Annotated in this window: 13 protein-coding genes; 4 read left to right on the forward strand and 9 right to left on the reverse strand. The window is 71.8% G+C overall.

The features are described 5' to 3' along the window. Nucleotides 1–36 precede the first annotated feature (36 nt). Both glgX and HJC40_RS21000 read right to left on the reverse strand, forming a co-directional pair. Nucleotides 37–2,142 carry a glycogen debranching protein GlgX gene (glgX, locus tag HJC40_RS20995; RefSeq protein WP_250002963.1) on the reverse strand — a complete coding sequence of 702 codons (2,106 nt, stop codon included), beginning with the start codon at nucleotides 2,140–2,142 and terminating at the stop codon, nucleotides 37–39. An 83-nt stretch (nucleotides 2,143–2,225) separates the two neighbouring features. After that, nucleotides 2,226–3,125, reverse strand: a complete 900-nt coding sequence (locus HJC40_RS21000; protein WP_250002964.1) for a hypothetical protein — start codon at nucleotides 3,123–3,125, stop codon at nucleotides 2,226–2,228. A gap of 38 nt (nucleotides 3,126–3,163) precedes the next feature. On the opposite strand from HJC40_RS21000, the gene HJC40_RS21005 reads away from it, so the two are divergent. Further along, a complete protein-coding gene (locus tag HJC40_RS21005) occupies nucleotides 3,164–4,669 on the forward strand; it encodes an FAD-dependent oxidoreductase (RefSeq protein WP_250002965.1) in 1,506 nt (501 codons plus the stop codon). Here the strand turns inward: HJC40_RS21005 and HJC40_RS21010 are convergent. The 4 genes from HJC40_RS21010 to HJC40_RS21025 form a co-directional block, all read right to left on the reverse strand. Continuing rightward, complete coding sequence (locus HJC40_RS21010; protein WP_250002966.1) at nucleotides 4,623–5,171, reverse strand: hypothetical protein; 549 nt, start codon at nucleotides 5,169–5,171, stop codon at nucleotides 4,623–4,625. The two genes, HJC40_RS21005 and HJC40_RS21010, sit on opposite strands and share 47 nt — an antisense overlap. 251 nt (nucleotides 5,172–5,422) lie before the next feature. Further along, entirely contained in the window at nucleotides 5,423–6,460 is a 1,038-nt protein-coding gene (locus HJC40_RS21015; RefSeq protein ID WP_250002967.1) for an SDR family oxidoreductase, read from the reverse strand. A gap of 158 nt (nucleotides 6,461–6,618) precedes the next feature. After that, nucleotides 6,619–7,971, reverse strand: a complete 1,353-nt coding sequence (locus HJC40_RS21020; RefSeq protein WP_250002968.1) for an Nramp family divalent metal transporter — start codon at nucleotides 7,969–7,971, stop codon at nucleotides 6,619–6,621. Nucleotides 7,972–8,115: 144 nt separating this feature from the next. Next, complete coding sequence (locus HJC40_RS21025) at nucleotides 8,116–8,475, reverse strand: STAS domain-containing protein (protein WP_250002969.1); 360 nt, start codon at nucleotides 8,473–8,475, stop codon at nucleotides 8,116–8,118. 204 nt (nucleotides 8,476–8,679) lie between these two features. On the opposite strand from HJC40_RS21025, the gene HJC40_RS21030 reads away from it, so the two are divergent. Beyond that, a complete protein-coding gene (locus tag HJC40_RS21030) occupies nucleotides 8,680–9,045 on the forward strand; it encodes a hypothetical protein (RefSeq protein WP_250002970.1) in 366 nt (121 codons plus the stop codon). Here HJC40_RS21030 and HJC40_RS21035 read toward each other — a convergent pair whose 3' ends face one another. Then, a complete protein-coding gene (locus HJC40_RS21035) occupies nucleotides 9,046–9,792 on the reverse strand; it encodes an ATP-binding protein (RefSeq protein WP_250002971.1) in 747 nt (248 codons plus the stop codon). A gap of 66 nt (nucleotides 9,793–9,858) precedes the next feature. Beyond that, nucleotides 9,859–11,457, reverse strand: a complete 1,599-nt coding sequence (locus tag HJC40_RS21040; protein WP_250002972.1) for an MFS transporter — start codon at nucleotides 11,455–11,457, stop codon at nucleotides 9,859–9,861. A 107-nt stretch (nucleotides 11,458–11,564) separates the two neighbouring features. Between HJC40_RS21040 and HJC40_RS21045 the strand changes: the two genes are divergently transcribed. Further along, nucleotides 11,565–13,634, forward strand: a complete 2,070-nt coding sequence (locus HJC40_RS21045; RefSeq protein ID WP_250002973.1) for a cellulose binding domain-containing protein — start codon at nucleotides 11,565–11,567, stop codon at nucleotides 13,632–13,634. 7 nt (nucleotides 13,635–13,641) lie between these two features. Here HJC40_RS21045 and HJC40_RS21050 read toward each other — a convergent pair whose 3' ends face one another. Beyond that, nucleotides 13,642–18,552 carry a UvrD-helicase domain-containing protein gene (locus HJC40_RS21050; protein ID WP_308200923.1) on the reverse strand — a complete coding sequence of 1,637 codons (4,911 nt, stop codon included), beginning with the start codon at nucleotides 18,550–18,552 and terminating at the stop codon, nucleotides 13,642–13,644. A gap of 286 nt (nucleotides 18,553–18,838) precedes the next feature. On the opposite strand from HJC40_RS21050, the gene HJC40_RS21055 reads away from it, so the two are divergent. Further along, on the forward strand, nucleotides 18,839–23,227 hold the full coding sequence (locus HJC40_RS21055; protein ID WP_250002974.1) for a S8 family serine peptidase: 4,389 nt from the start codon (nucleotides 18,839–18,841) through the stop codon (nucleotides 23,225–23,227). The last annotated feature ends 51 nt before the right edge of the window (nucleotides 23,228–23,278 follow it).

A 23,278-nucleotide genomic window follows, 5' to 3' on the forward strand; every position in this document is an offset into this window, starting at 1 on the left:
TTTCCCCGTTCGTCCCGCCCTACACGGGCGGCTTGATCAGTACTGGCAGCGCAGGACGAGCATCGCGCGGGAGTGCACCCGGAGGGCCTCCTGCGCCTTGACCGTGCTGTGCGTGGCCAGCAGCGGGTCGGCCGTGTCGAGCTCGACCTCCCAGGCCTGGCCGTACGCCGGGTCGGGCAGGGTGAACTCGACCTCACCGGGCGACGGGTTGAACAGCACCAGGAACGAGTCGTCCACGATCGCCTCGCCCAGGGCGTCCGACTCGGGGACACCGTGGCCGTTGAGGAACACGGCGACGGTCCGGGTCGCCTCGGGCGTCCAGTCCTGCGCGGTCATGGGCGTGCCGTCCAGGCGCAGCCAGGCGATGTCGGGCAGCTGGGAATCGCCGGCCGGGGCGCCGGTGAAGAAGCGGCGGCGCCGGAAGATGGGATGGTCGGCCCGCAGTCTGGTCAGCCGCTGGGTGAAGACCGTCGTCACGTCGTGGTTGCGGGCGTCCTTCCAGTCGATCCAGCTGATCTCGTTGTCCTGGGCGTAGACGTTGTTGTTGCCGCCCTGGGTGCGGCCGAGCTCGTCACCGTGCGAGATCATCGGCACGCCCTGCGACAGCAGCAGGGTGGCCAGGAAGTTGCGCTTCTGCCGCTCGCGCAGGCCGACCACCTCGGAGTCGTCGGTGGGGCCCTCGGCGCCGGAGTTCCACGACCGGTTGTGGCTCTCGCCGTCCCGGTTGTCCTCGCCGTTGGCCTCGTTGTGCTTCTCGTTGTACGACACCAGGTCGTTCAGCGTGAAGCCGTCGTGGGCCGTGACGAAGTTGATCGACGCGATCGGGCGGCGGCCGTCGATCTCGTACAGGTCGGAACTGCCCGCGAAGCGGGAGGCGAACTCGCCCAGCGACGCCGGCTCGCCGCGCCAGAAGTCCCGCACGCTGTCGCGGTACTTGCCGTTCCACTCCGTCCAGAGCGGCGGGAACCCGCCGACCTGGTAGCCGCCGTCGCCGACGTCCCAGGGCTCGGCGATGAGCTTGACCTGCGAGACGATCGGGTCCTGGTTGACCAGGTCGAAGAACGCGGCCAGCCGGTTGACCTCATGGAAGTCACGGGCCAACGAGGCCGCCAGGTCGAACCGGAAACCGTCGACGTGCATCTCGGTCACCCAGTACCGCAGCGAGTCCATGATGAGCCGCAGCGACTCGTGGTGGCGCACGTTGAGGCTGTTACCGGTGCCGGTGGTGTCGTAGTAGTACTGCTTGTCCTCGTTGACGAGCCGGTAGTAGGCCGGGTTGTCGATGCCCTTGAACGACAGGGTGGGGCCCAGGTGGTTGCCCTCGGCGGTGTGGTTGTAGACGACGTCGAGGATGACCTCGATGCCGGCCGCGTGCAGCGCCTTGACCATCGACTTGAACTCCTGCACCTGCCCGCCGCGCCCGCCGAACGACGAGTAGTCGTTGTGCGGCGCGAAGAAGCCGATGGTGTTGTAGCCCCAGTAGTTGCGCAGCCCGCGCTCGACCAGGTTGCTGTCGTGCACGAACTGGTGCACCGGCATCAGCTCGACCGCGGTGACGCCCAGCTCCTTGAAGTGCCTGATCATCGCCGGGTGGGCCAGGCCGGAGTACGTGCCCCGGACATCCGCCGGGACCCGGGGGTTGCCGGCGGTCATGCCCTTGACATGGGCCTCGTAGATCACGGTCTGGTGGAACGGGATCTTCAGCGGCCGGTCGTTGGCCCAGTCGAAGAACGGGTTCACGACGACGGACTTCATCGCGTACGGGGCGGAGTCGTCGTCGTTGAACGCATCCGGGTCGGTGAACCGGTACGAGAACAGCGCCTCGTTCCAGTCGTTGTGCCCCTCGATCGCCTTCGCGTACGGGTCGAGCAGCAGCTTGCTGGGGTTGCAGCGCAACCCGTTGGCCGGGTCGTACGGGCCGTGGACCCGATAGCCGTAGCGCTGACCCGGGACGACCCGGGGCAGATAGCCGTGCCACACCATCGCCTCACGCTCGGGCAGGTCGATGCGCGTCTCGGTGCCGTCGTCGTCGAACAGGCACAGCTCGACGCGCTCGGCCGCCTCGGAGAACAGGGCGAAGTTCGTGCCGCCGCCGTCGAAGGACGCGCCCAACGGGTACGGCGAACCAGGCCAGATCTTCATGGTGCGACAACTCGCTCTCTCACTGATGGAAAATGGCGGTTACCCAATCCGAACCCGATCAGACGCCCGGCGTGACGAGGACCTCACCACCGGAGAGTGATCTCCACCGCTTGCGACGGGACCAGCGGGTCGTCGGCATCGACGACCGCGAGCAGCCGCACCCCGTCCGGGCCCACCTCGCGGACGGCCAGGCCCTCGACCTTGGGCGCGACGCCGTCCACGGCCGGCAGCTCGGCCACCGCGACGACCGCCTCGTCGTCGAGCAGAGCCAGCGCCGCGCCCACGACCGGCCCGTCGTCGACCGCGTTGGGCGTGTCCTCGGCGGCCGCGCTCACCAGCACCCGCCCGTCCGGGAGGGCCACCGCGTCGGTGACAGCCAGCGCCACACCCCGGACGAAGCCGAGGTCGTAACGACGTACGGCCGAGGGGTTGATCGGCTCGGTCGACCCGGACATCGCCCGCAGGACGGCGGCCAGCTCGACGTCGACCGAGGCCGTCGGCACCCCGGCCGCCGAGTTGCCGCGCTGGAACCACCGCAACCGGTCGCCGGCCACGCAGGCCCCCTCGAGGTTGAGCCGGTCGAGGTCCAGGCCCAGCGCGGCGGCGACCCGCGCGTACAGCGGGGACAGCTCGGCCACCACCGTCTCGCCCGGAGTGAGCAGCGCGGCCCGCATCCGCGCGGCCGTCGAACCGGAGCCCAGCAGCAGCACCCCGGCGCCACCGGCCACCGGCACCGGGCAGGCCGCCTCGAAGTCGGGCTTGAGATGTTTCGTGCCCGCGGCCGAGCTGAACACCTCCAGCCCGTCGACCGCGCCGACGACCCGCACCGGGGTGACCGACCCCGGACGCACCCACGCCGCGTGGGTCGCGTCGTCCTGGACGACTAGCCAGCCGTCGCCGAACGGGGCGACGGCCGACGCCGCGCGCACCGGCGTCCCGTCGTCGAACGTCAGTGGCCATGTCTCGAGCACCTGCAACCGCATCTCCGCATCTTCCCGCGCCGGGCGGGTAACCGCCGGAAATGCGCGAGGAGTCCTTCTGGCTGACGTCGACGCCGGCCACGGCGTACCCGGCCCTGACCGGCGACGTGACGGCCGACGTGATCGTGATCGGCGGCGGCATCGCCGGCCTGAGCACGGCGTGGGAGCTGACCGAGGCCGGGCGGCGGGTGGCGCTGGTCGAGGCCGGCCGGATCGCGGCCGGGGTCACCGGGCACACCACGGCCAAGCTGTCGGTGCTGCACACGCTGATCTACGACCGGGTGCGCCGGTCGTCCGGACCGGAGGCGGCCCGGCAGTACGCGACCTCGCAGCAGCAGGCCGTGGAGCGGGTCGCCGAGGTCGCCGCCCGCCTGGCCGTCGACTGCGAGCTGGAACGGGTGCCCTCCTTCACGTACGCCGAGTCGCCCGGCTCGCTCGGCCCCGTCCGCGCCGAGGCCGAGGCGGCCGCCGAAGCGGGGCTGCCCGCGTCCTTCGTCACCGGGACCGGACTCCCCTTCCCGGTCGCCGGGGCCGTCCGGGTCGAGAACCAGGCCCAGTTCCATCCGCGCAAGTACCTCCTCGCGCTGGCGGCCGACCTGACCCGCCGGGGCGGGCAGATCTTCGAGCACACCCGGGCGACCGGCCTGGTCGACGGGGACCCGTGCCGGGTGACGACCGAGGGCGGGCACACCCTCACCGCCGCCAACGTGGTGATCGCCACCCACTACCCGATCTTCGACCGGGGGCTGTTGTTCGCCCGCCTGGAGCCGCGCCGCGAACTGGTGGTGGCCGCCCCCATCCCGGCCGCCCTCGACCCCGGCGGCGTCTACATCACCCCCGACCAGAACACGCGGTCGGTGCGCACAGCGCCCTACGCCGACGGGCAGCGCCTGCTCATCGTCACCGGCGAGCACTTCACGCCCGGGGCGGCCGACGTCACCGTACGGTGGCAGCGCCTGATCGACTGGACCCACGAGCGGTATCCCGGCGCCGAGGTGGCCTATCGCTGGGCCACCCAGGACAACAGCACCACCGACCAGGTGCCGTTCATCGGCCCGTTCCACGCCGGCACCCGGCGCGTGTTCGTGGCCGCCGGGTTCGGCGGCTGGGGCATGAGCAGCGGGGTCCTGTCCGGTCAGCTGCTGAGCGCCCTGCTGACCGGGATCGCGCCGCCATGGGCCTCCCTCTACGACCCGCGGCGCCTGCACCTGCTGCGGGAGGCCGGGCCGCTGCTCAAGTTGCAGGCCAAGACGGCGGCCCACCTCGTCGGCGACCGCTTGCGCCCGTCCCCGGTCGAGTCGGTCGACGACCTGACCCCCGGCTCGGGCGCGGTCGTCCGGGTGCGAGGCCGGCAGTGCGCCGCCTACCGCGACCGGGCCGGTGAGCTGCACGCCGTGTCGGCCCGCTGCACCCACCTGGGCTGCATCGTGAGTTTCAACGACGCCGAGACGACCTGGGACTGCCCCTGCCACGGCTCACGCTTCGCCACCGACGGGACGGTCATCCACGGCCCCGCCGTGCGGCCGCTGCAACGCGAGGAGATATAGGGCCGACATCGGACCGGCGCCCGGGGCGTTTCGCCGCGTGCAGCTGACCGGGGCCCGGGCCGTCCCGCCGGGCCAGGGCGTCGGCGACCGCACCGGTGGCGAACGCGTAGATGGCCTTGTGCAGCACGTCGACGACCAGTTCCCGGCGCGGCCAGGTCTGCGGCGGGGCGCCGGCGCCGGTCGCGTTCTCGAGGATCTGATCGGTGGTCAGCCGGACGACCGTGAACATGCCCGAGGCGACCGGGCCGCGCAGGCCGGACTGGGCCATGACGCCGCGGACGACGCCGACCAGCGCGGCCTGCCCGTAGTGCATCGTGAGGTTGCGCCAGAGCGGCTGACGGCCCGGCTTCTCCGGCAGGCCGGCCAGGCGGCTCAGGACGCGGGCCGGCATGAACGAGCCGGGCCGGCCGGTGAAGCGCTGCTCGATCTTCTCGGCGGCGGTCATCACGGTCGCGCCGGCCAGTCCGGCCACCATTCCCTGCCATGCGGCTCTCTTCAGCATGGCGCCCGGCTACCCGTAACCCGGACCGGGAAACGCGGCCGTCCGGCCCCGGGGCTCGCCCGGGCGCCAGCGATCGTCCGGCGCTGCCGGCAGCGCAAAACGCGGCAGCCCGGCGCTGTCGAGCGCCGGGCTGCCGGAAGCGAGGTCGGTGCGCTGGTCGCCTGAAGGCGAGTGGCGCGACGCGGCTCCAGCCGAACGGTATTCCGCGAAGGCAATGGGTGAGGCCCTGGGACACAAGGCGCACCGACTTCTCACTCAACCGGCAGCGGGCGGCCGGCATTCCCTTCGGTCGCGCTTTCCTCGGGTACGGGTTGCAGGCGCCGCACGGCCGCCGTCAGCAGCTCCGCGGGGCGGGGCCGGTGGCCGATCAGCTGGGTGAAGAGGCTGTGGCGCAGCACCCGGCCGGGAAAGGTACCCCAGATCCGGCCGGGCCCGTCGAGCGGGGCGTCGAGGTTGTCGACGCCGTTGTCGGGCCGGTCGGTCTGCTGGGAGCCGGCACCGAGGCGCCGGATCGACAGCACGGCGTCGGTGAGCGCCGGTGACAGTCGCTGAGCCAGGGCGAACGCCGCCGCGGCCCCGCCGACCAGGATCTCGCGGCGCGGGTGAGTGGCCGCGTAGACGATGCTCTCGGCCACCACCTCGGGCGCGTAGACCGGCGGGGGCGGCTTGGCCATCGACCCGATCCGGCTGCGGGCGTGCTCGAAGAACGGCGTGGCGATCGAGGCGGGCAGGATCGCGGTGACCCCGATCGGCGCCCCCTCCTGGGCCAGCTCCATGCGCAGGGTGTCGTAGAAGGCGCGTAAGGCGAACTTGCTGGCCGTGTACGGGCCTTGCAAAGGCACGGCCCGGACGCCCTCGACCGACACGACGCCGATGATCGCGCCGCCGCCGGCCCGGCGCAGGGCCGGCAACGCGGCGTGCACCCCGTGCACCTGACCGAGGAAGTTGACCCGCATCACCCGCTCGAACTCCTCGTCGGTGATGTCCTCGACCCGGCCCCACACCCCCACGGCCGCGTTGTTCACCCAGGTGTCGATACGCCCGTACGTCTGCTCGGCCAGATGGGCGAGGGCCCGCACCCGTCCCGCGTCGGCGACGTCGGTCGGCGCGGCCACCGCCAGGCCGCCGTCCGCCCGGATCTGCCGGACCAGCGTGTCGAGCGCCTCGCCGGACCGCGCCGCGCACACGACCTTGGCCCCGCGGGCGGCGAAGGCGAGCGCCGTGGCCCGCCCGATCCCGCTGGAGGCGCCGGTGATCACGACGACCTGTTCGGATACGGGTTTCGGCATGTCGGGCTCCAGCGGCGTCGGCAGTCGGACGTCAAGCCGCTCCGCTCGGGCCTGACAGGTGTCCGCTACCCCCGGACGCCGCTTCCTAACGTGACGCGGCGGCGGGCGGGACGTCGCCGGTGCCGTGTCACACCGGCACCGGCGACGGCCTCAGCCGCCTACTCGAAAAGCTGCCCGATCCGGTCCTGGAGGGTCAGCACCGAGAGCACCCCGAACAGCAGGAAGGCCCAGACCAGCATGCCCAGGCGGACGCCGCGGACGCGGATGGGCTCGGGCAGGATGCGGCGGTTGATGAGGATGAGCAGGGCGGAGTAGACGAACATCATGAAGCCGCCCACGACCGCCGAGATGACCAGCAGGACGATCGGCTGGCTGAACCCGGCGAGCAGCACGATGATGCCGATCAGCACGAGACCCCACACGAGCAGGGCGTACACCTTGCTCTCGTTGGCCCCGCGGGCGTACGAGGTCTTGATGACGTCGGCAGCCAGCCGGCTCGTGTAGTCGACGATGCCGAGCGCCGCCGCGAACAGCGAGAAGGCGCCGATGATCCAGAACAGGTACTGGAACCAGGAACCGACCCGGTCGGCCAGGACCTGGCCCTCGATCTCGAGGAAGCCGATGCTGTTCTCCAGCCCGTCGCGGCCGAAGACGGTCGAGTAGGCCAGCAGCGAGGTGAACAGGATGGTCACGAACGTGATGAGCACGAACGTCGAGAGCTGTTCGATGTTCGCGAACTTCCACCAGCCCCGCCACCGCTTGAGGTTCTCGGGCGTGGGCTCGAAGGCGTACCCGGTGCTCGGGGCGGCCTCGGGCTGACCGGTGACCGGGCTGACCAGCCGCGGCACGTACTTGCCCATGCCGTAGCCCTTGTCGCGGATCCAGTTGGACTGGACCAGGTTCTGCCCGCCGCCGGCGCCGGCGAAGGCCAGGGCGCCCAGCAGCAGGGCGAACCCGAGCTCGTCGATCGGCAGCCGCGGCTGGGTCACCACCTGGGGCAGGTCGCTCCAGGCGGACGCGCCCACCGCGAAGATCGCCGCGATGACGAAGAATGTGAGCACGGCCGCGACCTTGACCATCTGGGCCTTCTCGAGCGCGACGTAGACGACCGGCGCGAGGGTGAGGATCAGGCCGATCACGATCAGCATGCAGACGGCGATCACCGTGCGGTTGCCGCCGAAGATGTACGTCGTGAGGGTCGCCGAGCTGGTGGCCCAGCCCGGCCACAGGTTCGCGAAATACGTCAGGATCGCGAAGAACAGGCCCCAGTGCCGCCAGTATCGGCTGAACCCGGTGAGCGCGGTCTCGCCGGTGGCCAGCGTGTAGCGCTCGATCTCCATGTTCAGGAAGTACTGCGTGATCAGGCCGACGAACGCGGCCCACACGAAGACCAGCCCCACCTGCGAGGCGATGTAGGGAAACAGGACGAACTCGCCCGAGGCCAGCCCGACCCCGGCGGCGATGATGCCGGGACCGATGAGCCGCCAGTAGTTGCGCGGCTCATCGGGCATGTCACGAATCTGAGGAGAGGACAGATAACGGGTGGGGAAGGCTGCCGCCACCCCCGGCTTGTTGCCAACGTCGTCGGAAGTCGCCACAGCAGCTCCTCGATCGGGCCTCCAACCCTTCTCGGGATGACCATGGCGTGTCAAGGGTCACATCGACCCGCTTCTCCCCGGGACGGCGGGCGCCGGACCGGACGGCAGCACCACACCCGCGCCGGCGGCGGCCGTGAGCACGTCGGCGACGACCCCGTTGGCGTTGATCACCTGGTAGCCGCAACCCCGCGCCCGGGCGGCCTCGTGGCCTTCGAGCAGACTCCGGACGCCGGCCGCCGCGAGGAACGAGACACGCTCCAGATCGACGACGAGAAACCGGAGATCGGCCTGGTCGGTGGCGTTGATGATGATCATGGTGAGGGCGGCGCCCACGTCCTGGTCGATCTCGCCGTGAACCGCGACGCGGACCACCCCGCCGCCTTCGTCGTGCTTGTGCACCGCGAACGGCCCGCTCATTTCCATCCCCTCACAGGCCGGCCCATCGGTCCACCCACCTCGAGGATGCGGCACCGACATAGTCGTATATGACAGTATTTCCCGGACTGACCCGGCATTCCCCGGCCCGCGGCTTTCATGCCGGCGCCGATGATCGGGTCTTGGCCGGGAGGGTTTGGCCGGTGTCCCGCCGGGAAGCCCGCGCCGGACACGAGGAGGCGGTCGATGGCGCACCTGATTCCGGCCGCCGACGGCCGGACCGGCGTGGCGATGGGTTGCCCGGACTGCCGCGGCGGGCTGGGCGAGATCCGCGACGGCGACGACGTTCAGTACGTGTGCCAGGTCGGCCATTCGTGGTCGCCGCAGTCGTTCGTCGCGGCCACCGAGAACGATATCGAGGACGCGCTCTGGACCGCCGTCAGCGCCATGCAGGAGAAGGTGACGGCGCTCCGGGGCCTGGCCGAGCGCAGCCACGACCCGGCCGCCCGGCTCCGCTATCTCGAGGAAGTGCGGCGGGTGGACCGGGCCGCCGTCCTGGTGCGATCGCAGGCGCGCCGGGAGACCCGCGCATCGCAGCCACCGGCCGAGTGATCAGCCGGTGGCCGTCCCGGTCTCGTGGCGGGACAGGGCCGCCCACACCACTTTGCCGCCGTCCGTGAGCCGGCTCCCCCAGCGGACCGCGACGGCGTCGACGAGCAGGAGCCCGCGCCCCGTGGCGATCTCGGTCCGCACGCCGAAGTCCACGTGTGGCTCCACCGGGGAGCCGTCGCGGACGGCGATCAGCAGATAGCGGCGGCCGAGGGTGATCCGCACGTCGACGATGGTCTGCGCGTGGACCACCGCGTTGGTCACCAGCTCGCCGACGACCAGCCGGGCCGGGGCGGCCAGATGCGGCAGCCGCCAGGTGGCGCACGCCTCGCCGGCCAGCTCACGGGCCCGGGCCGGCGACCCGAGCAGCGGCAGCAGGGTCTCGACCAGGAAGGGCAGGCCCTCCCGGGGTTCCGCCGCCAAAGCCTGCTCGGGCGAGGAGAAGACGGCGATCCGGCCGTAGCCGCCGGCCGCGAACAACGCCGCCAGGTCGGCCTGCGGAACACTGAGCACGACCGGGGTGCCCGGCCACATCGCGGCCTGAGCGGCCACGACGTTGAAGACGGACAGCGCCAGCGGATCGGGCACCAGCGCCCCGCTCAGGTCGACCACCAGCACGTCGGGCTGCTCGACGAGGCACTTCAGCAACGTCGCCCGGACCTGGGGAGTCGTCTCGAGGGTCAACTCGCCTTCCAGGTGCACAAGAAGACTGGTGCCCACCTGGTCGATCTCGCACCGTAATCGCACCATTACCTCATTGTGCTCCGTCCGGGTGCAGATCCGCCACGGCTGGCGGTCCCGGCCTTCATTCCCCGCTCAGTTCACGGTGAGGAGATGGGTGGCCTGCGGCGGCCCGTCGGCCAGCCGCAGCGCCCGCTCCTCGGCCTCGCGGTCGGCGCCGGTGAGCCGTCCGGCATGCTGCCGTTGATGCTCGTCCCAGCTCGGCACCAGATAGGCCTCGACGAAGCAGTCCGGCTTCTCGCCGTCGCGGAACAGCCCCCACTGCACGGCGCCGGTGCGCAGCCGGCTGCGCCGCACGGCTCTCATCGCCACCGCGAACTCCCGCTCCCGCTCCGCGCGTACGGGATATCGGACGGTGACCAGGACGGGCCCGTCGTGGTCGTCGGGATCGAGCTCCAGGTGGGGCTCGGGCCAGTACGCCGCCGGGTCGCGGTTCATGCCGGCGGTGTTCAGCATCGGCCACCAGCGCAGCGTGACCACGCCGACCGCCATCAGACCGGCCGCGGCGACGTGCGCCGCGACGAGCCCGGACGTGTCGGAGAGCGCCCCCCAGGCCAGCGCCCCGACGGCCTGGGCCCCGGCGAAGACCATCTGGTAGACGGCGAGCCCGCGGGCCCGTACCCAGTTGGGCAGGAAGAGCTGCATGGCAGCGTTCACGCTGGACAGCACCATGACCCAGGCGACGCCGGCCGGCAGCAGGACCAGTACGACGGCGAGCTCCGAGCGGACCAGCCCGAGCACGGCGAGCACCAGGGTGAACAGGATGCCGGCGACGAGCAGCAGCGTGTTCATCGACCAGCGGGCGCGTAACCGCGGAAGCAACAAGGCGCCGATCACCGCGCCGACGCCCACCGCGCCGAGCAGGATCCCGTACCCGCCGGAACCGAGACCGAGCCGGCGGCTGGCGACCAGCGGGAGCAGGGCCCAGAGAGCGCTGCCGGGCAGGAGGAACAGCGTGGCCCGCAGCAGGATGCGCCGCACGACCGGCGAGTGCCGCACATAGCGGCCGCCGGCCCGCACGGCCGCGGCGAAACGCTCGGGCACGGCGGTCAGGTCGGCCGCCGGTGGGTGCCAGCGCCACAGGACGAACGTGAAGAGGGCAAAAGTGACGGCGTTGAGGGCGAACACCACTCCGGGGCCGGTCCGGGCGATGAGCACCCCGGCGATGGCCGGGCCGACGGCGCGGGCCAGGTTCATGCTGATCGCCCCGAGGGCCGACGCGGAGGCCAGCTGGGGCCGGGGCACCAGGTCGGGGATGAGCGCCTGCCACGCGGGAGCGGTCAGCGCCTGACCCGCGCCCAGCGCGAACGTGAGGGTGAGCAGCAGGGCCGGCGGCATGCGACCCGTGAGCGTCAACACGGTCAGCAGCACGCCCACCGCGACCAGGAAGCTCTGCACCGCGATCAGCAGCCGCCGGCGGTCGAGGGTGTCGGCGAGCGCGCCGGACGGCAGGGCGAGCAGCACGATCGGCAGCGTGCTGGCCGTCTGCACGACCGCCACCAGGGTGTCCGTACCGGACTGTTCGACCAGGAGCCACTGCGCCCCGACGGTCTGCATCCAGGTGCCGATGTTGCTGGCCAGCAGGGCGAGCCAGAGGTTGCGGTAGGCGGCGACACGCAACGGCGCCCACGCCGACGGCGCGGCGCCCGGGACGGCGACAGACTCGGCGCTCACGCCATCCTGACTACCCAGCCGGGCACGCCTTAATGGGCAATTGACATCTGTCACTGTGTGGCCGGACTATGGGAGCGCTCCCAGCCCGTCTCGCCCGTGGAGATCCGATGAACCTGCCGCTCCTGCGGCGTGCCTTAGCGAGCACCGTCCTGCTCGCCACGGTCACCGCCGTCACCGCCGCGCCACCCGGCGCCACCACACCCGCTCTCGCCGCCGCGCCGGCCCGCGCGCTCGCTGCCGAGACGCGCGTCGACGTCGACGTGCGGGCCGGCCTCGCCACCGTGGGCGACGTCGCGCTCGGCGTCAACCACGCCATCTGGGACGCCCAGCTCGGCACCCCGGCCGTCTCCGGCCTGCTCAAGGACGCCGGGGTGCAGATGCTGCGCTACCCCGGCGGCTCCTACGCCGACATCTACCACTGGCGGGACCACACCGCGCCCGGCGGGTACGTCGCCCCGGGCACCGACTTCGACACGTTCATGGCCGGGGCCCGGCGGACCGGCGCCGAACCCATGATCATCGCGAACTACGGCACCGGCACCGCCCAGGAGGCCGCCGACTGGGTCCGGTACGCCAACATCACCAAGGGGTACGACGCCACGTACTGGACGATCGGCAACGAGAACTACGGCAACGGCCACTACGGTTCGGCGTGGGAAGCCGACGAGCACGCCGACAAGAGCCCGAAGGAGTACGCGGCGACCGTCGTCGCGTACGCGGAAGCCATGAAGGCCGTCGACCCCACCATCAAGATCGGCGCGGTGCTCACCATGCCCGGGAACTGGCCCGACGGCATCGTCGGCCCCGGCGACCAGGGCAGCTGGAACCAGGAGGTGCTCAGCCGGGCGGGCTCGGTCATCGACTTCGCCGACGTGCACTGGTATCCCGGCGGCAGCACCCCGGCCGAGACCCTCATCAAGACCTCCCACATCCAGGAGGCCACCGTCCTGCTGCGGCAGCAGATCGACCAGTACGCGGGGGCGAACGCCGGACGCATCGGCATCAGCATGACCGAGACCAACGTCGACGTGGGCCGCAACACCCAGCCGGGCGCGCTGTTCCTGGCCGACGTCTACAGCGGCCTGCTCGCCCAGGGCGTCTTCACGGTGCACTGGTGGAACGTCCACAACGGCATCGGCGACGTGTCGACGGTCGCCGGGCAGACCGACTACGACGACTACGGGCTGCTCTCCAGCGGCAACTGCACGGCCGACGGGTCGGTCTGCCAGCCACCGCTGAACACGCCGTTCGCGCCTTACCACGCGCTGTCCCTGATGGGCGACTTCGCCCGCACCGGCGACCGGTTCGTCGGCACCGGCTCCGGCGATCCGCTGGTCAGCGCCCACGCCGTCCGCCGGCCCGACGGCGACATCGCCGTCCTGCTGATCAACAAGGACCCGGCCGAGTCGCGCACGGTCACCGTGAATTACCACGGCTTCACCCCGGCCGCGGGCACCCCGGCGGTCGCGACCTTCGCCAACGGCGACGACGAGATCACCACGACGACCGCCGGCACGGCCACGGCGCAGACCCTGGCCCCGTACTCGATCACGCTCCTCACCCTGCATCCGGCCGCAGCCGGCACGGCGGTGCCGTCAGCCCCCGCGCGGCCCACCGCCACCACGACCGACCGCACCGCGACGATCACCTGGCCCCGGGGCGCGGCCGGGCTCAAGTACGAGGTGTACCGGCAGAACGGCGGCATCAGCGAACTGCTGGGCGAGACCACCGGCAGTTCACTGACCGTGCGCAACCTGGAGCCGGGCCGCCGGTACACGGTCAACGTGCTGGCCCGCGACAACGCCGGACGCCTGTCACCCGCCTCGCCCCCGCTGACCTTCACCACCGGCACCCCCGCCGCGTCGGCGTGCACGGTGAAGTTCCGCGACACCAGCGACTGGGGCAACGGCTTCGTCGGCTCGATCGACATCACCAACAACGCGGCCGCCCCGGTCAACGGCTGGACGCTGGCCTTCACCTGGCCCACCACCTGGCAGAGCGTGAGCAGCGGCTGGAGCGCCACGTGGGAACAGACCGGCCGCACGGTCCGCGTGACCACCGACAGCAGCCTGGCCGCCGGCGCCACCACCACGGTCGGTTTCGTCGGCTCCTACAGCGGCCCCAACGCGCTGCCCCAGGCCTTCACCCTCAACGGCACCGTCTGCACGACCACGTGACCGTCCCCTACCCCTCGCCCAGAAGCTCGCCGAACCGCCGGACAACAGCCGACCACTGCCCCGGCTGAACGTTCTCCCGAACCTGGCCGGCCAGCTCGACCGCCACCAACTCGACGATCCGCGCGGAAAGACCGACGGCGGGCGCCGGCACCGGAGTCACCACCGGAGCAAGCACCGCCGTCGGCACCGGCCCTGCCGTCGGCGCCGTGCCCGGCGTCAGCGTCGTGGCCGGCTGCGGCATCGCGGCCGGCTGCGGCGTGCTGGCCGGCGTCAACGTCGGGGGCGGCTGCGGCGTCGTAGCTGACGTCGGCGTGCTGGTCGGCTGCAGCGTCGTAGCTGACGCCGACGTGGTGGTCGGCGTCAGCGTCGTGGCCGGCTGCGGCGTCGTGGCTGACGTCGGCGCCGTGGTCGGGTGCGGCGTCGTGGCTGACGTCGGCGCCGTGGTCGGGTGCGGCGTCGTGGCTGACGTCGGCGCCGTGGTCGGGTGCGGCGTCGTGGCTGACGTCGGCGTCGTGGCCTCGACCGGCTCTGGCGTCGCTGCTGGCGTCGGAGCGACCGTCGCGATCGGCGTCGTGACAGTATTCGGCACTGCCGCCGGGATTCCGTTCGCGGCTGGGGTTGCGATTGCGGCCGACATCGCGGCGGGCTGCGGCATCACTTCCCGTGCCGGCTCTGCCGTCACCATCGCGGCCGACGTCTCGGCAGACTGCGGTATCAGAACCGGCTGCAACGACGGCGCGGTCGACGCGGCCGAGGCCGGGATGGGCTGTGGCGTAGACGCTTCCGACAACGGCGTCACAGCAAACTCTGGCGCTGCTGCGGAAGACTGCGGTGCTGCTGCGGACAACGCCGTCACACCAGACTGTGGTGCCGCTGCGGACGACGGCGTCACACCGAACTGAGGTGCTGCCGCGGACGAATCCGACTGCCAGGCCGCGGTCGACATCGATGGCGTTTCCGCCTCAGGCGGCTGCGTCACTACAGGCGCCCGCGCCGCCGTCGATGCCGGACCGACGGCCGAACGCGGCATCCCCACCACCGCAGGAGTCGGCACCACCACTTGATCGACTACCGACGGCGAAGCCGGACCAATAGCCGAAGGCGGCATCTCCACCACCGCAGGGGTCGGCACCACAACCTGATTGGCTACCGCCGCCGAAGCGGGAGCAACAGCCGAATACGGCGTCTCCGTCGCTGAAGGCGTCGGCACCGCCGTCGGGTTCGGCGTCACGCTCGCATGTGGCGTCGGCGCAGACGTCGACGTCCCGGCCGGCTGAGCCGCCACCGCTCGCGCCGGCTGCGGCTCATTGACCACGGCACGCGGGGAGGGGACGGTGGCGGTGCCGACGGCTGGGGACACGGTGATCGTGCGGGTGACCTCGAAGTCACTGGCCGGTCGATTCCGCTCGAAGCGGCTCACGGCTCCGCCGACGGCACGATCGCTGATCGAAGAGGATTCGCTCGCAGCGCTCTCCGACCGGAGGTTTCCCTCCACGCCGTCCGGGTTCGAGGTGTCCACCCGACCGCTCGGCCTCAGCCCGCTCAGCGTGCCGGTCACTTCTGCTTCACCGGCCCCGACGTCCGCTCCGGATTTGCCTGTCCGGCCGGCCGATGCGGCATCGCCCGTCCCGCCGACCGGCCGGAACTCGCCCACACCGCCGGTTGACGGGAAGTCGTTTCCGCCGCTGGTCGACACGAAATCGTCAGCGCCCCCGGTTGACCCGAGTTCGCGCCCGCGGCTGATCGACCCGAGCTCCCAGGCGCCGCTGGTTGACCCCCAGTAGGCCGGACGGCCGGACGAATCAGTCTTCTCCCGGCCGCCGACCGGCTCGGAATCCCGGCCGCCGTTAGTGGAGTAGGCGCCGTCAGTGAAACGGACGCCGTCAGTCAAGTCGGCGCCGTCGGTGGAGCGAGCGCCGTCACTAAAGCGCACGCCATCAGCGAAGTCGGCGCCGTCAGTAAAACGGACGTCGTCAGCGGAGTCGGCGCCGTCGGTGGAGCTGGCGCCGTCATCGGAGTCGGCGCCGTCGGTGGAGCGGGCGCCGTCCGCACTACTACCCGGCAAGCGATCGTGAGCCGTGCGAGGCGATTCCATGCCACCCGTGCCGTCGCTGATCGGGTCGAGAGTGTCCGTACCACCGCTCGGCTCAGGCTCGCGAACGGCGCGGGGCACCCCGAGCTCACCGGCATCGCCGTCGGCGGCCCCGGAGTTCCTCGCGCCGCCGCCGAGACCGGCGTCGCTGCTCAGCCGATGCTCACGAGCCTTGCCCGACAAGTCGAGGTCGCCGGCACCGCCGCCGGCCGGCCCGAGCTGCCTCGCGCTGCCGGTGAGACCCGTATCGGCCGCGTCACGACTCGGTTCAGGCTCAGGGCCCGTGCGGTACAGACCAGAGCCGCCCGGGCCACTGCTCGACCCGAGCTCACGAACCGCGCGGTGCAGACCGAAGTCGCCCGCGCCACGGCTCGGCTCGCTCTCGCCGACCGTGCCCGTCAGTTCGAAGTCATCCGCGTGGTCTCTCGGCTCCTGCTCGGCTTCCGGGTCGGCGGGCTGGAACCGATGGCCCCCGCGACTCGACCCGGGCTCGTGCACCGGGCCGGTGGGCTCGAAGTCATGCACGCCGTCACTCGGCGCCGGCTCCCGCAGCGCGCCGGACCGCTCCGACGGATCGCCGCCGCTCGGCTCCAGCCGGGACTCCGCGCCGGTCGGCTCGGGAGGTTCGCCGCCGTGGCGCGGCCCCCGCGTGGCTGCCGAGCCGGTCACCGACAGCTCGGCCACGCTGCCACTCGGCTCGGGCACCGTCGCGGTCACCTCGTCATCGCGCCCGCCGCCGGCCGCCCCGGAATCGTGCGCGGTCACGGCCGCCCCGGAATCGCTAACCGGAGCGAGCTCGGCCGGACCGGGGTCGGCGGTGGAATCGGCGCCGCCGAGGTCGAAGGGGCCGCCGCCGGCGATCGGCGGGAGGACGCCGATGACGTGCAGGTAGCGGGTCGTGCGGGTGAGAGCTACGTACAGCAGGCGGTGGCCGCGCTCGTCCTCGGCGACGATGTCGCGCGGCTCGACCACCACGGTGGCGTCGAACTCGAGGCCCTTGGCCTCCTGCGGGCTGACCAGGTTGACCCCCTGACCGAGCTCGCTGCGCGACGCGGCCCGCCAGGCGACGTCGCGCGCGGTCAGCTCGGACTCGACCGCCCCGCGGTGGACGGCCGGGCAGATGATCGCCACGGAGCGGCCGTGCGAGGCGTGCGCCATGGCCGCCTCGACAGCCGTCGCGGCCCGGTTGCCGTCGTCGGCGAGGCGGAGCACCGGGTCGGCCGGGCCGTCCCGGACGACCAACGGCGCGGTGATGCCGGGCGCGGCGATCGGCAGCAGGCGTTCGGCCAGCTCGAACACCTGGCGCGGCACGCGGTAGCCGTACCGCAGCTCCGCGATGCGGGGCGTCAGCTGGGCCGGCAGGTGCTCGAGGACGTCGTCCCAGTCGTCGCGGGCCCACCGGCCGGTGGACTGGGCGATGTCGCCGACGACGGTCATCGAGCCCGACGACGAGCGCGCCGCGATCGAGCGCAGCTGCATCGGCGAGAGGTCCTGGGCCTCGTCGACGACGATGTGCGCGTACCGCTCGTCGAGGCCGTGGATCAGCGTCTCGAGATGGTCGAGCAGCGGCAGGTCGGCCTCGCTCCACACCTCCTCGGTGATGCGGTCGCCGGCCCGGCGGTGGAGCAGGGCGATCTCGTCGGTGGTGAAGTGCTCGCCGGCCGCGGCGGCGAGCCGGTCGCGCGACCCGAACAGCTCGCGCAGGAACGCCGCGGCGGTGAAGGACGGCCACAGACGTTCGATCAGCTGGTCGAGCGGCGTCCGCACGCCGAGTCGGCGCTCGCGGGCGCGGTCGAGGCCGACGTTGACCATCAGGCTGCGGAAGATCTGCCGCTGCTGGGTGAAGGTGCCCGGGGTCTGCCGGGCGCGCTCGACGATCTGGTTGATCTCGTCGGCGGTGAGGACGACGGGACGGCCGTCGAGGTGGGCCTCGACCGGGGGCTGGCCGGCCGGCACGCCGACGCGGTCGTAGAGCGCCCGTCGCAGCAGCCCGGCCAGGCGGCCGTCGCCCTTGAGCCGGACGGCCTCGGGCTCCTCGGCCCGGCCGCGCCGGACCGGCGGGTGGAACTGGCCGATGTCGCGCTGGACGACGCTGCTGTCGCCGAGGCTGGGCAGCACCGTCCGGGTGTAGCGGGTGAACGTCGGCGTCGGGCCGACGATGAGCACGTCCTGGGCGGCGAGCGCGTCGCGATGGTTGAACAGCAGCCAGGAGATCCGGTGCAGGGCGACGGCGGTCTTGCCCGTGCCGGGGCCGCCCTGGATCACCAGCAGCTCGTCGAGCGGCGCCCGGATGAGGTCGAACTGGGCGGCCTGGATGGTGCGGACGATGTCCTGCATCTGGCCGGTGCGGTCGCGGTTGAGGTCGTCGAGCAGGGCGTCGCCGGGCTCCTCGAGCTCGGCCACCGCGGCCGCCAACTGCTGGAAGACCACTTCGCTGTACGACTCGATCGTGTTGCCGTCGCACTCGAACGTGCGCTTCCTGACCAGGCCGCCGGGGTCGGCGTGAGTCGCCGTGTAGTAGCGCGCGGCCGCCGGCGCCTGCCAGTTGACGACGAGCACCTCGGAGTCCTCGTCGAAGATGGTGTGGTGGCCGACGTACAGCACGTCGCCGTCCTCGTGATCCATCCGGCCGACCGCGACGGCGTCGTCGGGATCACCGATCCGCCGCAGGCGCGTCTCGGCGTCTTTTCGCAGGTGGACCGCGGCGCCGGCATGGGCCGCGGCGGCCGGCGCGTCGAGCAAGCCGCGGCGCATGCGCTCGCGCTGATCCGACACGTGGTCGAAGTATTTCTGCTCCTCGGCCAGAACCTCCGGCACCGAATCCACCGGCACTCCCCTCACTCGCGCCCCACCACGATGGGCGACGACGGTCGGCTCAACCATCGCCCGTTCGCACGATCAGCGACTGACCGTGTCGCAAGGAAAGCAGAGGGGTACGACAGAAACGCCGCCCACTCGGCCGGGCGCCAAACCTCGCAACGCACCTTGCTGACGCATTGCTCACTTCGATGCTTGGTGATCGAAACTTATGGATCTTAGCGTGCTGTTCGGGCCGCCGGCGTGATCCGTCCGGCGGCCGGGCTTAAGGCTCATCCGCCTTGAAGGAGACAGCATGGCAACAGGTCCACAACTCAGACGCACGGTCCGGTCCCTGGTCGGCGCCGGGATGGCGCTGCTCGTCGCCGGCGCCGGTCTGGCCGCGCCGGGCAGCGCCCAGGCCGCGCCGGCCGCCGGCTCGAAGGACAAGGTCCGGCCGGAGCTCGCCGCGCAGATGGCGGCGAGAGGAGGAGGGGACTTCTGGATCAGGTTCGGCGCCCGCGCCGACCTGGGCGCGGCCAGTCAGATCAAGGACTGGGACCAGCGCGGTACGGCGGTGGCCGCGGCCCTCAAGAAGGCGGCGGCGAGCAGTCAGACCGGCGTCCGGGCCGAGCTCGACCGGGACGGCGCGACGTACCAGGCGTTCTGGGGCACCAACGCGATCAAGGTCAGCAAGGGCTCGGCCGCGATGGTGCAGAGCCTCGCCGCCCGCCCGGAGATCGAGGGCCTGTACCCCGCGGTGAAGGTCGAGGCGCCCAAGGTCGCCGAGGGTACCAAGGAGAAGGTCGCCAACGCGGTCGAGTGGGGCATCGCGAACATCAACGCCGACAAGGTGTGGGCGCAGGACGGCATCACCGGCGAGGGCGTCACGGTCGCCAGCATCGACAGCGGCGTCCAGTTCGACCACCCGGCGCTGGTCGGCACCTATCGGGGCAACAACGGGGACGGCACCTTCACCCACGACTACAACTGGTTCGACGCCGCCGGCGCGTGCAACGGGGCGCCGTGCGACAGCAACGGCCACGGCACCCACACGATGGGCACGATGGCCGGCTCGGCCGAGGCCAACCAGATCGGTGTCGCGCCGGGCGCCCGGTGGATCACGGCCAACGGCTGCTGCCCCTCCGACACCGCGCTGATCTCCTCGGGTCAGTGGATGCTCGAGCCGACCGACGCGACCGGGGCCAACCCGGACGCGAGCAAGCGGCCGAACATCATCAACAACTCGTGGGGCACCCAGACGCCCTCCAACGACCCGTTCATGGAGGACGTGTCGCTGGCCTGGACGGCGTCCGGCATCTTCGGCGTCTTCGCCAACGGCAACAGCGGCCCGGCCTGCCAGAGCAGTGGGGCGCCGGGCAGCCTGGCCAGCAACTACTCGGCCGGCGCGTACGGCATCGACAACATCATCGGCGACTTCTCCGGCCGCGGCGCCGGGCAGATCGGCGAGCTCAAGCCCAACATCTCGGCTCCGGGCGTGAACGTGCGCTCGAGCTGGCCGAACGGCGGGTACAACAGCATCAGCGGTACGTCGATGGCCGCCCCGCACCTCGCCGGCGCGATCGCGCTGCTGTGGTCGGCCGCTCCGGCGCTCGCCGGCGACGTGACCGCCACCCGCGCGCTGCTGGACGACGCCGCGGTCGACGCGGAGAACAGCCAGTGCGGCGGCACCACCGACGACAACAACGTCTTCGGTGAGGGCCGGCTCGACGCGCTCAAGCTGATCGCCGAGGCGCCGACCGGCGACGCCGGCACCCTGGCCGGCAAGGTCACCGACGCGGGGACGGGCACGGCGATCGCCAACGCGACGCTGACCCTGACCGGCGCGGCGGACCGGCAGCTGACCACCGGCACCGACGGCACGTACTCGACGCGGCTGCCGGCCGGCGACTACCAGGCCGCCGTGGCGGCCTACGGCTACGCCGGCAAGACCGTGCCGGCGGCGGTCACGGCGAACCAGACCACCACCACCGACGTGGCGCTGACCGCGGTGCCGACGGTCTCGGTGGGCGGCGCGGTCACCGACGGCTCGGGTCACGGCTGGCCGCTGTACGCGAAGGTGACCGTGGCCGGACCGGGCGGCGTCTCCGACTACACGACCCCGTCCAACGGCCGCTACAGCTTCCGGCTGCCGGCCGGGGCCACGTACAAGATCACGGTGACCTCGCAGTATCCGGGCTATCAGGCCGTGACCAAGGACGTGGTCGTCGGCACCCGCAACGTCACGCACAACGTGGCGGTTCCCGTCTCGACGGACGACTGCACCACGGCGCCCGGCTACGTGAACGACGCCTCGGGCGAGTTCCAGTCGTTCGACGGCACCTCGGCCCCGGCCGGCTGGACCGTGGTCGACAACAAGGGCGCCGGTCAGTCGTGGAAGTTCACCGACGACCGCGGGCGCGGCAACAAGACCGGCGGCGAGGGCGGCTTCGCCATCATCGACAGCGACCGCTACGGCTCGGGCGGCGCCCAGGACACGTCGCTGGTCAGCCCGGTGCTGGACCTCACCGGCATCACCGAGCCGGTGATCCGTTTCGACCAGGAGTACCGCCAGTACGGCGCCGAGAAGGGTGACGTCGACGTGAGCGTCGACGGCGGCGCCACCTGGACCACCGCGCTGCAGCAGACGACCAACACGCCGGGTCCGCAACGCACCACGGTCGCGATCCCGCAGGCCGCGGACAAGTCGCAGGTGCAGGTGCGGTTCCACTACTACGACGCCTCGTTCGCCTGGTGGTGGGAAGTCGACAACGTGCTGGTCGGCGAGCTCAACTGCGAACCGGTCGACGGCGGCCTGGTGATCGGGCACGTGCGCGACGGCAACACCAGCGGCTACGTCAACAACGCCACCGTCGCCGACAAGAACGACCCGGCCGTGAAGGTCACCACGGTCGCCACCCCGGACGACACCGGCCTGGCCGACGGCTTCTTCTGGCTGCTGTCCAAGCCCGGCTCACGGACGTTCGACGCCAAGGCCACCGGCTACTCGGGCGACACCGGGACGGTCGACGTGGACGCCGACTGGGTCACCCCGGCGGCGTTCGAGCTGGCCGCCGGTCGCCTGGAAGTCACCCCGGCCTCGGTGAGCGCGGACGTGCGGATGCCCGACGGCACGGCCGGCCGGAAGGTCACCGTCACCAACACCGGCACGCGGCCGGTCGAGGTGAAGTTCGGCGAGCGCGACGGCGGCTTCGACCTGCTACGGGCCGACGGTTCCCGGACGAGCCTGGGTGAGATCCTCGGGTCGCCGGGCGCGCCGGCGCAGAGGCTGACCGGTAACACCTCGTTCGCCGCGAAGCCGGGCGGCAAGAACGCGGCCGCTGCCGTGGTCAAGGACGCTCCGCAGGCCGAGCCGTGGACGAACATCGCCGACTACCCGTCGGTGGTCATGGACAACCGGGTCGTCAGCCTCGACGGCAAGGTGTACTCGATCGGCGGTTCGAGCGGCGAGACGACGTACAAGTCGAACTTCGTCTACGACCCGGTCGCGCAGGCCTGGTCGCCGATCGCCGACCTGCCCGAGGCGCGCAGCGCGATGACGGTGGGCGTCCTGGACGGGCAGATCATCGCCACCGGAGGCTGGAGCGAGACCGCCCCGATGGCCACCACCTGGGCATACGACCCGGGGGCGGACACCTGGACGCGCAAGGCCGACAACCCGGCGCCGCGGTCCGCCGCGGGGCAGGCGGTCGTGGACGGCAAGCTGTACGCCGTCGGTGGTTGCACGTCGGCCGACTGTCTCCCGATGTCCAACGACGTGGTCCGCTACGACGCGGCGGCCGACGCCTGGGAGACCCTGCCCGACTACCCGAAGTCGCTCGCTTTCGCCTCGTGCGGCGGCCTCGACGGCGTGCTCTACTGCTCCGGCGGCAACGACGGCAGCGCGTCGCAGAAGGCCGGTTACGCCTTCGACCCGGCCACCGGCTCGTGGACGGCGATCGCCGACGCGCCCTCCGACCACTGGGCGAGCTCCTTCGCCACGGCGAATGGCCGGCTGCTCGTCGTCGGCGGCAGCCAGGGACCCGGAGTCACCAACGCCGGTTTCGCCTATGACCCGGCGGCCGACTCGTGGGCCGCTCTGCCCAACGCCAACGCTCCTCGGTACCGGGGCGCGGCCGCGTGCGGCTTCTACAAGGTCGGCGGTTCGTCGGGCGGCTTCAACCCGACCAAGACCAGCGAGGTGCTTCCCGGCCTGGCCGAGTGCGCCGAGAACGGCGACGTCAGCTGGATGACCCTCGACAGGACCGAGGCCACGGTGGCTCCCGGAAAGAAGGTCACGGTCACCGTCGGGCTCACCGCCGCGGTGGACCAGCCGGGCGCCTACACCGGCGCGGTCACGGTCAAGACCGACACCCCGTACGCGGTTCCGGCCGTCGGCGTCACGCTGAACGCCCTGCCCCCGAAGACGTGGGCGAAGCTGATGGGCACGGTCACCGGTGCTCCCTGTGGTGGCGGCAGCGGCACCCCGCTGGCCGGCGCCACGGTCCAGGTCGACTCGTGGGCCTCGTCGCACACGTTCGCCACGGACGCCGGGGGCGCCTACGCGTACTGGCTCGACAAGCGCAACAACCCGCTCACGCTGATCGCCGCCAAGGACGGGTTCAAGCCCCAGGCCCGTACCTCGAAGGTCAGCACCGCGGAGCCGAAGGTGGAGAACTTCGCCCTGCAGCCGGTGCGCTGCTGATCGGATGAGACGAAACGGCCCGTCCGCGGTGACGCGGGCGGGCCGTTTCGT

The sequence above is a fragment of the Actinoplanes sp. M2I2 genome (assembly GCF_023544445.1).
Lineage (GTDB): Bacteria > Actinomycetota > Actinomycetes > Mycobacteriales > Micromonosporaceae > Actinoplanes.